At 61.0% G+C, this 12,874-nt stretch carries 10 protein-coding genes; 1 reads left to right on the forward strand and 9 read right to left on the reverse strand.

The features are described 5' to 3' along the window. From DWX25_RS04690 to thyA, 6 genes are all read right to left on the reverse strand, one after another. On the reverse strand, positions 1-823 hold an 823-nt coding region (locus DWX25_RS04690; RefSeq protein ID WP_233514237.1), incomplete at its 3' end, for an IS110 family transposase. Positions 824-993: 170 nt separating this feature from the next. Continuing rightward, positions 994-1,764, reverse strand: a complete 771-nt coding sequence (locus tag DWX25_RS04695; protein ID WP_117799357.1) for a transposase — start codon at positions 1,762-1,764, stop codon at positions 994-996. Between the two features lie 205 nt (positions 1,765-1,969). Then, a complete protein-coding gene (locus DWX25_RS04700) occupies positions 1,970-3,319 on the reverse strand; it encodes an MATE family efflux transporter (RefSeq protein WP_117799355.1) in 1,350 nt (449 codons plus the stop codon). A gap of 125 nt (positions 3,320-3,444) precedes the next feature. Then, positions 3,445-4,359 (reverse strand): RNA methyltransferase, encoded by a 915-nt coding sequence (locus DWX25_RS04705; protein ID WP_117794258.1) that lies wholly within the window; start codon positions 4,357-4,359, stop codon positions 3,445-3,447. Positions 4,360-4,468: 109 nt separating this feature from the next. Beyond that, positions 4,469-4,987, reverse strand: a complete 519-nt coding sequence (locus DWX25_RS04710) for a dihydrofolate reductase (protein WP_117794257.1) — start codon at positions 4,985-4,987, stop codon at positions 4,469-4,471. Positions 4,988-4,996: 9 nt separating this feature from the next. Next, positions 4,997-5,845 (reverse strand): thymidylate synthase, encoded by an 849-nt coding sequence (gene thyA, locus DWX25_RS04715; protein ID WP_117794256.1) that lies wholly within the window; start codon positions 5,843-5,845, stop codon positions 4,997-4,999. Between the two features lie 209 nt (positions 5,846-6,054). On the opposite strand from thyA, the gene DWX25_RS04720 reads away from it, so the two are divergent. Beyond that, positions 6,055-6,819, forward strand: a complete 765-nt coding sequence (locus DWX25_RS04720; protein WP_117735046.1) for a NifB/NifX family molybdenum-iron cluster-binding protein — start codon at positions 6,055-6,057, stop codon at positions 6,817-6,819. A gap of 115 nt (positions 6,820-6,934) precedes the next feature. On the opposite strand, the gene ffh is transcribed toward DWX25_RS04720, so the two are convergent. Genes ffh through smc form a run of 3 tightly spaced genes read right to left on the reverse strand, consistent with a single transcriptional unit; the run spans position 6,935 to position 12,874 of the window. Further along, the gene (gene ffh / locus DWX25_RS04725; RefSeq protein WP_117799353.1) at positions 6,935-8,410 is read right to left on the reverse strand and encodes a signal recognition particle protein; all 1,476 of its coding nucleotides are present in this window, start codon (positions 8,408-8,410) and stop codon (positions 6,935-6,937) included. Positions 8,411-8,420: 10 nt separating this feature from the next. Further along, positions 8,421-9,338 (reverse strand): signal recognition particle-docking protein FtsY, encoded by a 918-nt coding sequence (ftsY, locus tag DWX25_RS04730; RefSeq protein ID WP_117564147.1) that lies wholly within the window; start codon positions 9,336-9,338, stop codon positions 8,421-8,423. Further along, on the reverse strand, positions 9,338-12,874 hold the full coding sequence (gene smc, locus DWX25_RS04735; protein ID WP_117799351.1) for a chromosome segregation protein SMC: 3,537 nt from the start codon (positions 12,872-12,874) through the stop codon (positions 9,338-9,340). The genes ftsY and smc overlap by 1 nt, the downstream gene beginning before the upstream one ends.

The raw sequence follows: 12,874 nt of genomic DNA on the forward strand, positions 1-12,874 counted from the left end.
TCTCCCCGCTGGAGTGCTCGGAGGGCGTCAGGCCGACCCACGCGGCGAACGAGCGGGCGTTCCTGAACCTGGAGAACTCGCCGGCCTCGAACACGAGGTCGGCGGCGGAAGCGGTGTCGACGCCCTTGAGGCAGCGCAGGGAGTCGACCCTCTTCCGCCACCTGGGCTTGCGGGCCTCGGCCTCGACGAGCCCCTCGAGCCTCGCCTTCTCCTCCGCCGCCCGCCTGACCGCGTCGACGTAGTAGGCGAGCACCTCCTCGTCGGCCCCCTCCGCGAACCTAATCGACTCGATCCAGGACCAGTGCGCCCGGGTCCAGTTGCCCTTCCTGCGGCCGGTGGGCGTCCTCTCGTCGAAGACGAGCCCGTGCCTGAGCAGGAACTTGGAGAGCCGCTGCTTCGAGCGCGAGAGGTCGTCCCTCGCGTCCTCGAGCGCCCTGGTCAGGTCGCGGGCGGCCTCGCACTCGTCGTCGGGGACCCACACCTCGACCACGTTGCCGACCGACAGCATGCGGGCGAGGAACTCGGCGTCGTTGCGGTCGTTCTTCCTGCGCCTGTCCGCGCTGGGCTTGATCATCTTCGAGACGGCGCCGACCACGCAGTCGACCCCCAGGCCGGAGAGCCTCTTCTGCAGGTCGAAGCCCGTGACCCCGGACTCGTACACGCACCTGGCCCCGGGGTCCACGGAGCGGACCCACTCCGCGACGGCCCCGGCGTCGTAGCCGAAGGTCGCGCAGCGCACCTCCCCGGTCATGACGTCGAGGGAGACGGCCTTTATCGAGCGGGCGTGGACGTCGAGGCCGACGAAGGTGGTAGTATCGAGCATGGGAGCCCCTTCCATGAATGCGGCGCGGCCGCCACGGCTGGATTAGACACTCACCATTGTCGGCCTGATCCGCGGACTTTCATGCCGGGGGCTCCCAATGTTTTATGTCCTGCTCATATCGTCTCTGCCGGCAGTTGGAGACGCTCCTGCGCCGTCACCAATCCAGTAACCTAAATCTTCTTCCAACCTGCCGTACCAGAAACAACTGACGTACGACCGATGCCAACGACCCTCACTATTTGATTAATCGTGAGACCCGCTCTTCTCATTTTGCAGAGAATGGGCTTTCGCTCAGATGGCTTCAAGGAAACAAGCTCGGGAAGTGATATAGGGGCGGCAACGCTTTTGGCGACCTCAAGAGCCTCATCATCCAGAATGCGCGGTCGAGGCTCAGCATCGTAGGGCGCTTGGTCAATTCGATCGGCAGGATAGTGCCGATACTCAAGAGATCCACCCACGAGATCCAAAACAATCCCGGGGTCACAAAATCCAAATCCATCATAGCCGTAAGCGTATGCTCGGTAACTGGACCAACGATATGTATCAACGGCGGAAATGCCCGCCTTGACCGGGTTCATATGAATATAGTCAGCAAGCGAAATTGCTTGCACGCCATTCTCGACCGGAATATTAGTAAATCTATCTTGGAACAAGTGCCCAACTCGGTCTGTTTTGCGATTGAAATACATCGCATACGACGTAAGAACGCCACTCATGCACGAAGATATATTTCCATGAGGATCGTCGACCATAAGATGAAAATGATTCGACATGAGACACCATGCGGTAACGCCAACGCCATTACCGACAAGTTTACCCTCGAACAGTGTAAGCATCCGATAGCGATCTTCATCGTCTTCGAAGATGCAAATGCCGCCATTTCCACGCGCGATAATGTGGTTATAGCCCGTTAACGAAACGACTCGACCAGTTCTTGGCATATCGCCCTCCCATCAAAAACCCACCGGGCAACATCTGATAGGCGCGGACGATCTAATTTGCTGAGCCCGTTTTGACAGTTTACAAGGGCACGGCAAACAGAGTCTCCGAAAAAGGCGAAATTGCTTCACAAGGAGTGTCCCAAAGTGCCGGCAGAAAAGGAGCGTCCCTATGTGCCGGCAGAAAAGGAACGTCCCCAAGTGCCGACTAGGCGGTGGCGCGGCCTAGCCAATTGCCGCTGTGGTGGTAGATGGTGAACATCGTAGCCGTGATGAGCCAGGTTACGGGATAGACCAGCAGCAGGTGCTCGAGCGACGGATCAAAGGGCATAATCGCAAACACCCAGATTACCCTTAGGACGACGGTACCGAAGATGGTGAGAACCATGGGCTGGAAGCTCACGCCGGCGCCGCGGATGGAGCCCGACGCGTTCTCGATAATCGAGAAGATCGCGTAGAACGGTGCAATGAAATGGATGATGGTCGTGGTGTAACCCGAAATCGAAGCATCATCGACAAACAGGCGCGACAGGGGACCCGAGAACACCAACAGTACACCGGACAGACCGCCGATGAGCAAAAACGACAGCACGAGCGACGTGTGGTAGCCCTTGCGCATGCGCTCGTAATTGCGCGCGCCAAAGTTCTGCGCCGAGAACGTGGTGATGGATACGCCGAGCGCCTCGGTCACCATCCAGATGATGCCGTCGAGACGGCCCGAAAGACCCCACGCCGTCGTAACATCGGCACCAAACGAGTTGACCGATACCTGAATCAGAACGTTGGAAATCGAATACGCCGCCGATTGAAAACCCAGCGGCAAACCGCACGAAAGCATGCTCTTGCAAATACCGCGATCGATGCCGAGCTTGGATATCGACAAACGCCATGCGCCCGGAGCACGCATCATGCGAATCACAATCATCGTGGCATTAGAGCAAATGGTCAGTGCCACCGCGATACCGCAACCCAAGGCCTCCAAATGCAGCACGGCAACAAAAATGATATCGAGCACCACGTTCACGAGGCAGCCGGAAGCAATAATCACGGCAGGGCCACGCGTATCGCCCACGGCACGCAGCAGCGCGGTACCCATATTGAGCAGCAGCGCCGCAAACATGGCGGCAAAATAGCAGCGAGCATAGGCTACGCCCTCGGCGAGAAGCTCGTGCGGCGTATTCATCAAAACGAGCATGGGCTCGATAAGCACTATGCCAAGAATGGAAACGACGATACCGCCCACGAGCGCAAGCGTCATGGCTGTATGGATCGAACGGCTCAAGCGCTCGTCATCGTGCTGGCCAAAAAACTGCCCCGTGATAACGGCGCAACCGGCGCCAACGCCAACGCAAAAACCAATGCAGAGCTCCGTGAGCACCATCGTGGCTTGAATGCCGCCCAGCGCAAGCTTGCCGCCAAACTGACCGACGATATAGGTGCCGATAAGCGTGTAAGCCTGCTGGAAAAACGAACTAAAAAAGATGGGAACGCACAGCGACAGCAATTGCTGCCAAATGACACCTTGCGTTACATCGATAGCCGTAGATTTCTTAGCCACACGCCCTCCCCACTCGTATACGTCAAACAACAAATTAGCAATTTAAAACCAAAGTCAAAACCAGCTTAGCACCGACTGGCGGCTACCGAAACGCCCCGAATCAGAGCGCGGTGCGGAATATCTGCCTAGTGATACAAACCCGGCTGGTAGTGATACTCGTTGCTCACGTGCGGGCACAGCTGCCAAAAGGCGACGGCGCTCGCCGCAGCAACGTTGAGCGAATCGACCCCGTGCGCCATCGGAATGCGCACGGCTCGGTCGCAGCCGGCAATGGTCTTGGCGCCCAAGCCAGCACCCTCGGTGCCCATAAAGATCGCCAGACGGTCAATCTCGCGCAGCGCAGGGTCGTCCAGCGAAACGGAGTCGTCCGTCAGCGCCATGGCGGCACAGGAAAACCCGGCATTGTGCAGCGCCGCCAGGCCATCATGCGGCCATACGCGCGCCTCGCTGCCAATACGAGTCCACGGCACCTGAAACACCGTGCCCATGCTCACACGGGCGGAACGACGATACAGCGGATCGCAGCACGTAGGGCTGACCAAAATACCGTCAACATTCAATGCGGCAGCCGAGCGGAAAATCGCGCCCACATTGGTATGGTCGACAATGCCCTCAAGCACGCACACGCGCACCGGACGCTCCCCTGCCGCCTCAGCGACGCCGCCGAGAAACTCATCGACCGGAATCTGCCGCGGGCGACGAAAAGCCGCCAGCGCGCCGCGCGTCACATTAAAGCCCGTCAGCTGCTCCATGAGCTCCATCGAGGCAACAAACACGGGAACCGGGCCCTCACCGTCGCGAACGGCCAGACGCCCAAACAGCGGCATCATCTGATCGAGCCAGCGCTCGCCCAACAGAAAGCTCACCGGCTCGTAGCCGGCGCGTACCGCACGCTCGATGACCTTGGCGCTCTCTGCGATAAAGATGCCCTTTTGCGGCTCCAGCACGCAACGTAGCTCACGCTCCGTCAGTCGCACGTAGGCATCGAGCCGCTCGTCCTCGAGCGAATCGATTCGCAGCACCTCAACGGCATCAGTCATAGTAGCCAGCCCGCACCTTTCTTTGCAGCACCTATACAAATATCGGGGCAACGCCATGCGCCGCCCCGTCATTCATTTCATCCCGATAATACCGAAGGGATAATCGGTTTTACGCCTCGATGCGACGATACGTCACGAACTCATAATCGACGCCCTCGTCACCCTCACCGGCGGCAATCGTTGCGACCCCGCTACGCTGCGCAATCTCCCACGCAGGATCGGTTCCCAAATCGGGAAAGTACGTATCCACGACATGCACGCAATGGTTGTGCGTGACCTCGGCCTCGACGCAATACGGCAAAAACTGCCGATAGACATCGCCGCCACCAATCACCCACGCAACGGGCTCATCGGCAACCGCAGCGAGCGCCTCATCAATACTATGCACCACATCGACGTCCTCGGGAGCAAAGTCCACGTCGCGCGTGAGCACGATATTGCGGCGGTTCTTGAGCGGACGCCCCCCGGGAAAACTCAGCAGCGTCTTGCGTCCCATGATGACCGGACAGCCTTTGGTGCACGCAACAAAATGGCGCATGTCGGCGCGATTGGACACTACCATGTCGCCCTCGCAGCCAATGCCCCAGTCGTCACACACGGCGACGATGACAGAAAGCTTACACGTCATAAGCGCCACCTACACCGCAATAGGAATGTTCTTGACCTGCGGACCGTGCTCATAGCCCTCGACGATCAGATCATCGGTCGTAAACGCATAGAAATCATGCACGTCGGGGCTCAGCGTTACCTTAGGCGCCGCAAACTGCGGACGCTCGATAAGCTCGCGGACAATATCGACATGACGGTCGTAAATGTGAGCATCGGCAATCACGTGCAGCAGCTCGCCGGGAATCATATCGACGGACTGCGCAACCATCATGAGCAGAATGGCGTACTGGCACACGTTCCAGTTGTTCGCGGCCAAAATGTCCTGGCTGCGCTGGTTGAGAATCATGTTGAGCGTCGGTTTGTCATCCTGCGGGCGCTGCGTCACGTTATATGTCACGCTGTAGGCGCACGGATACAGGTGCATCTCGGACAGGTCGCTGAACACATAGGTGTTCGTCATGATGCGACGGCTATACGGCGTATGCTTAAGGTCGTACAGCACGCGGTCCATCTGGTCAAAGTCGCCCTCGGCATAATGGCTCTTCTGGCCAATCTGGTATCCGTAGGCCTTACCGATGGAGCCGGTCTCGTCAGCCCACTCGTCCCAAATATGGCTGTGGAGGTCATGGACGTTATTGGACTTCTTTTGATAGATCCACAGGATCTCGTCCATGGCAGACTTAAGCGCCGTGCGGCGCAGCGTGAGCGCGGGGAACTCCTCGCGCAGGTCGTAGCGCGCCGTAACGCCAAAGTTTTTAATGGTATAGGCAGGGGTGCCGTCCTCCCACACCGGACGGACCTTTTGGCCCTCGGTGGTGGTGCCATGGTCCAAGATATCGCGGCACATGGCTACAAACTGTTGATCAGCTTTGCTCATTGACCCTCCTGTCAGTCGCCTATAAGCAATTTTTATTGTAGCCCAGGCGCACAGCATCGGATGGGACACTTGGGCCGGCACACGCAATGCACGGCAGCTCACTCTCAGTCGCAACGGCTTTGCCTTTTTCTGACATATGCCAAAAATGCCTTGCGCTGGTCCGCAGGTGCGCTATCCTATTTTTGACATATGTCAGATTTGGAGTGTATATGGCAGGAAGACGCAAAAAATTGCGCCGTGTTGGGATTATTCCCGAATATCGCGGTTTTACCCCCGATGGCCTTGCCAGCGGAGACGCCATCGACATGACGGTCGACGAGCTCGAGGTGCTGCGGCTGTGCGACCTGGAAGGCCTCAATCAGGAGGCTGTCGCCCAGCACATGGGCATCGCTCGTGCCACCGTGGCGGCCATCGGCAGCCGCGCGCATCGCAAGGTGGCAAACGCGCTGGTCAACGGGCGCGCGCTGAGTATCGAAGGTGGCAACATCGCGTACTCCCCCATTACCACGACGACGGCCGCATGGCCAGCAAAGGAGGTTGACACTATGAGGGTGGCAACGACGTACGACAACGGCAACATCTTTATGCACTTTGGCCGCAGCGAGCAGTTCAAGATCTACGACATCCAGGACGGCGAGGTGATCGACGAGCAGGTCGTGGGCACCGGTGGCACCGGTCATGGCGCGCTGGCGGGTCTGCTCGCCAACGGCGGCGTCGACACGCTCATCTGCGGCGGCATCGGCGGTGGCGCTATCAACGCGCTTGCTCAAGCCGGCATCACCGTCTATGCGGGAGCCCAGGGCAGCTGCGATGCGTGCGTCGAAGCCCTTATCGCTGGCACGCTCGCACAGAACGGCGAGGCCACGTGCGGCTGCCACGGCCATGACCACGAGCATTCCCATGAGCATGGCGAGTCCTGTGGCTGCCACGGCCATCACGAGCACGAGGGCCATGAGGGCTGCGGCTGCCACTAGCGGCAGGCAATCGATGCCATCACGTGCCTGCTCACACAACAAATAACGCACCAACGACGAAGGCCGCCTGGAATACCATCCGGGCGGCCTTCGCCATACACGACTCAGCCAGTCGCTACTTTTTCTTACGCATCTGCGCTTCCATCTGGCGCAGCAGATCCATATCGGACTTGGGGCCACCCGTTCCCAGGCCGCCCATGCCGCCCAGGCCCATGGCATCCAGGCCGGGAATATTGGGCATGCGCATCTTTTTGCCCTTCTTACCCTTTTTGCCCTTCTTGCCGCCGGCCTGTGCCTGATTGGCCATCGTGCGCATGCGGCCCATCATCTTGTTCATCTCGCCCCACTGCTTCATAAGGCTGTTGACCTCGGTTGGGGTTACGCCAGCTCCCTTGGCAATGCGGGCACGGCGCTGACCGTTGATGATGGAGGGACGCAGGCGCTCCTCCTTGGTCATCGACATGATGATGGCCTCGTTCTTATCGAAGATGCCCTCGTCCAGGTTGCCGCCCATCTGGCTGAGCGCGCGCTGGCCACCGGGAAGCATGCCCAGAATGCCCTTCATGCCGCCCATCTTCTTAACGGCCTTCATCTGGTCGAGCATATCGTTCATGGTGAAGCCCTCGCGCAGCATACGCTCGGCAGCCTCGAGCTGCTCGGCGTCGGCTGCCTCCTGGGCCTTCTCGATGATGCCGACAACATCGCCCATGCCCAAAATACGCTTGGCCATACGATCGGGATAGAACGGCTCCAGCGAATCGGGTTTCTCGCCCATGCTCACGAACTTGATGGGCTTACCGGTCACCTGGCGCACGGAAAGCGCGCCGCCGCCACGGGCATCGCCGTCGAGCTTGGAGATGATCACACCGTCAAAGTCGGTGCGCTCGGCAAAGGTCGAGACCACGTTGACGATATCCTGGCCGGTCATGGCATCGACGACCATCAGCACCTGATCGGGCTTGACGGCTTTCTTGATGTCCACGGCCTCCTTCATCATCTGCTCATCGATCTGCAGGCGACCGGCGGTATCGACGATGACCACGTCGCGCAGGTGGTCGACGGCCTCCTGGATGGCGCCCGTGGCAATGTCGACCGGATGCGCACCGTCACCGCGGAAGACCGGCACGCCAATCTCGCCGCCAAGCGTTGCCAACTGGTCGGCAGCGGCAGGGCGGTAGACGTCGCACGCGGCGAGCAGCGGCGAGCGGCCCTGCTTCTTGAGCAGGTAGGCCAGCTTTACGGCCGCCGTGGTCTTACCGGAGCCCTGCAGACCCACAAGCATGATGACGTTGGGGATACGGTTGCTAAAGACGAGCTTGCTCTCGGTGGAGCCGAGCATCTCGGTGAGCTCGTCGAGCACGATCTTGACGACGTTTTGCGCCGGCGACAGCGACTCCATGACCTCTGCGGTCATGCAGCGCTCCTTGGTCTTGGCGACGAACTCCTTGACGACCTTAAAGTTGACGTCGGCCTCGAGCAGCGCCATACGGATGTCGCGCATGGCCGAGGTGATATCGGCCTCGGTCAGCTTGCCTTTGCCGCGCAGGCGGTCAAATGTGTCGTTGAGGCGATCGCTCAGGGAATCAAACACTAGTCACTCCTTAATTGGACTCGCCCACCAGGGCGCGGCAGAAATCTTTGGCATTGAACTCCTGCAGGTCATCGACCTGCTCACCCACGCCGATGCGCAGGATCGGGAGCTTGAGCTTCTCAGCCACGGCCATGGCGATACCGCCCTTTGCCGTGCCGTCGAGCTTCGTCATGATAATACCGTCCAGACCCAGCGCCTCGTTAAACTCGAGCGCCTGGTTCAGACCGTTCTGACCGGTGGCGGCATCAATCACGAGGACAACCGAGACGGGCATGGGGCCGGCGGCCATATTGGCGGCGCGCTTACGCGTCACGTTGACCACCTTGGCAAGCTCTCGCATGAGCTCGGGGCTTGTGTGCAGACGACCGGCGGTGTCGATCAGCACCAGGTCGCTGCCGCGCTTATCGGCCTCGTCGAGCACGTCATAGCACACGCTCGCCGGATCGGAGCCGCGGTCGCGCTTGATGACGGGGACGCCGGCGCGCTGGCCCCACACATCGAGCTGCTCGATGGCGGCGGCGCGGAAGGTATCGGCCGAACCGATCACGACGTTCTTGCCGCGGGCGGCCATGGCGCTCGCGATCTTACCGACCGTCGTGGTCTTGCCGGCACCGTTAATGCCCACAAACAGCACGCAGCTTGGAGTATCGGAAAACGGATCGCGCTCAACAGGCACAAAATGGCCCTCGAGCTGCTCGGCCAGGGCACGACGAAGCTGCGGAGCGGTCTTGAGGTTCTTCTTTGCCGCGGCATCGCGCAGGTCATCGGAGACCTGAATGGCGACCTCAGCACCCATGTCACCCATAACGAGGGTGTCCTCAAGGTCCTCCCAAAAATCCTCGTCGACCTCGCCGCCAAAGTAGAAGACCTCGTTGAGGGCCTCACGGCTGCGCTCAAGTCCGCGCGAGAGTGCGTCAAAGAATCCCATTATGCATTCACGACCTTTCCGGTTTCGCGATCGAGTTTTTGCGAGACGACGCGGCTGACGCCGTCGGCTTGCATCGAGACGCCATAGAGAACGTCAGCGTCCTCCATAGTACGGCGCTGATGCGAAATGACCAAGAGCTGCGTATCGGAACGCAGCACATCGAGGGCGCCGATGAGCTTGGACAGGTTGGCGTCATCAAGCGCCGCCTCGACCTCGTCCAGCACATAGAACGGCACCGTGCGCGTGCGGTACACGGCAAAGAGCAGGGCGAGCGCCGTCAGACTCTTCTCGCCGCCCGACATGAGCATCATCTTGGTGATGCGCTTGCCGCGCGGCTGCGCCACGACCTCAATGCCCGTCTCGGCCGGATGCTCGGGATCGGTCATCTCCAGATGAGCCTGACCGCCCGGGAAGAGCATGGCGAAGATCTCGCGGAAGTTCGCGTCGACCTTCTCAAAGGTCACCAGGAACGCCTTGCGCATCTTGCGATCAATGGCCACCGTGATCTTGGTGAGCGCCTTGCGCGCGCTCTCCAGATCGGCCAGCTGCTCCTCGATGTAGTCGGCGCGGCGCTTGAGCTGCTCGTACTCCTCCATGGCAACTTGGTTCACAGGGCCCAGGTTGTTGATCTGGCGCACAAGCTGGTTGAGCTCGCGCTCGGCGGCATCGCGGTCCGTGGGCGCGGGAAGCATGAGCGCTTCCTCGAGTACCGTGGTGCCATCGGCGGTAATGGCCTTAATGGCGGCCTCTACCTGCACCTCGAGCTTGCCACGCGCGACCTTAAACTCGTTTTGCGTGGCGGTGGCGGTATCGACCCGCTCCTTAGCGCGGGCAACCTCTGCCTTGGCATCCTCGATGGTCTTCTTGAGCGAAGCGGAGTCCGCCTCTTCCAGAGAGGCCTGGTCACGCAGGCGCGCTGCCCAATCCGACGCGCGTTCCAACAGGGCAGAATATCGTTCGTGCATGGGGTCGACGCGCAGGCGCAGCAGCTCGAGCGAGCGCGAAGCCTGGCGTGTTCCGCGGATACGACGGTCGATGCCCTCAAGACGATGCTCCAGGTCGGGCACGCGGCCCTTCAGCGAACGCAGGCGCTCGCTCGTCCGAGCTAGGCGAACCTTGGCGTCGGCGAGCTTGCCAGCAGCCTCGGAATCGTCACGACGAACGCGGTCAAGTTCATCGTTGGCCTGGGCAATCTGCAAGCCCAGGTCGCTCGCCTGCGCACGAGCCTCGTCACGCGAACGAGCGAGCTCGTCCACGCGCGGACGCGCAGCGCGAACGGCTTCGGAAGCCTGCTCACGGCGCTTGGAAATGCGCATGCGCTCGACCTCTGCGTTGTTGGCGCTTTGCTCCAAGCGGCCGATCTCGGAGAGCAGCGAGCGACGCTCGCCCTCAAGACGGGCAATCTCGCCGGCGGCATCGCCCTCAGCGGCACGCGCTTCCTCAACGGCCGCATTGGCCTCGACGACCTGATCCGACACATGCTCAAACACGGCAGCCAGATCGGGCTCCAAGCCATCGAGCTCACGAATGCGGCGCTTGCGCTCCAAGGCACCCGATGCCTCACCGGCATCGAGCCCCACACGCACCAAGCCGCCGCAGGCAACGCGGGCACCATCGGGGGTCACATAGGTCACACCGTCAACGACCGGCGCCGACAGCGCGGCAGAAAGATCGTCCACTACGTAATAGCCGCCGAGCAGCGCCTCGACAATCGGACCATAACCGGCACGCACGGAAAGGCGATCAACCAGACGCGAACCGGCAGCGCCCTCGGCGGCAGCAGTGCCGCTCACGCCGCGCGCTACCAGCAGCGCCTCGCCCGAGGCCTTCTTCTGGTCCAGGGCCGCACGACCGGCACGCTCAAGCGCGGACGTATCGTCGAACAGCAGCGCATCGATATCGCCGGCGAGCAATTGCTCAACCAGGCCCTCAAGCTCACGCGGGGCCTCGAGCACGTCGCCCAGACGACCCGAGACATCGTCGCCCAGCGCACCCACCAGGCGGCTCACGAGCGGCGAGCTGTCGGCCATGCGGGCATCGAGTTTCTTTTGACTGGCAAGCTCCGAGCGCACCTCGGATAACTTGTTGCGCGCCTCGCTCTCGCGGGCACGCAGGCCCTTCAGGACCGCGCGTGCCGTCTCGGTGGCTTCACGCGCATCGACCTGAGCCTGGCGCGCTTCGTCAAGAGCGCACTCAAGCTCCTCGGCGCGGTCGCGACGGCTCTCGAGCGAAGCCGTGACCTCCTCGAGCTGTTCATCGATCTGCTCCAGGCGCGAGGCGTACATGTTGTCCTCGACCTCGGCATTGCTCAAGGAATCCTTCACCTTAGCGAGCTCGAGCGCGGCGTTATCGGCCACGCGCTGCACATCGCGTTGCTCACGCATAAGCTGCGAAAGCTGATTGTCGAGCGCCACGCGGCGCTCGTGGAGCTCGGCGGCGGCAGGACCAGCGGCGTCAACGTCCTCCTGGGCCTGCATGTGCGCACCAGTCACTTCCTCAAGCTGCGCACGCGCGTCCTCGAGCTCCTCGACCACGCGACGACGCTGATGCTCGGAGCTCGAAATCTGGCCGCGCATGTCGGACAGGCGCGACACCATGTTGTGGCCCTTTTCCTCGAGCAGGCGCATATCGGAGTTAATGCGACCGACCACGTCTTGCATATGGCGGCGCTGCTCGCCCAGATCGCCCACAAACAGGCCCTTTTCCTCGAGCATAACCTGGAGCTTCTCGAGCTCGCGCTCCTTTTCGCCCATGCGGTACTGCGCAAGCTCCAGCTCGGCGGCACCTTCCTTGGAGCGGCTCTCCAAGTCGTTCCACTGCGACTGCAGCGAACGCAGCTCGTCGACGGCTAGCATCTGCGTAAGCTCATTCGCGCGCGAGGACAGCTCTTTGTACTTGCGCGCGCGATCGACCTGACGCTCCAGCGGTCGCAGCTGACGGGCGATTTCCTTATTGATGTCGCGGGCACGCGTCAGGTGCTCGTCCATCGACTTAATTTTTTTGAGCGCACGCTCCTTGCGGCGCTTGTGCTTGGAGATGCCGGCGGCCTCCTCGATGAGGACACGGCGCTCCTCGGGGCGGCTCTGCAAAATGGCATCGAGCTTGCCCTGGCTGATGATGGAATGCGTATCCTTACCCAGGCCCGAATCGTGCAGGATGTCCTGAATGTCCATCAGGCGGCACGGACTCGAGTTGATGAGGTACTCGCTCTCGCCCGAGCGATACATGCGACGGGTGATGGCGACCTCGTCAAAATCGACGGGTAGCACATGGTCCGAGTTATCGAGCACCAGCGTGACCTCGGCGACACCCACCGGCTTGCGAGCCGACGAGCCCGAGAAGATGACATCCTCCATGGCCTGGCCGCGCAGCTGCTTGGCGCTCTGCTCGCCCAGAACCCACAGGATGGAGTCGGAGATGTTCGATTTTCCCGAGCCGTTGGGACCGACGATGACGGTCAGGCCCGGCTCAAACGTCATATGGGCGCGGTCGGCAAACGACTTGAACCCTTTGAGCGTGAGGGACTTGAGATACAC

Origin of the sequence: Collinsella sp. AF18-8LB, from assembly GCF_003459795.1 — a bacterium.
Classification (GTDB): Bacteria; Actinomycetota; Coriobacteriia; order Coriobacteriales; family Coriobacteriaceae; genus Collinsella.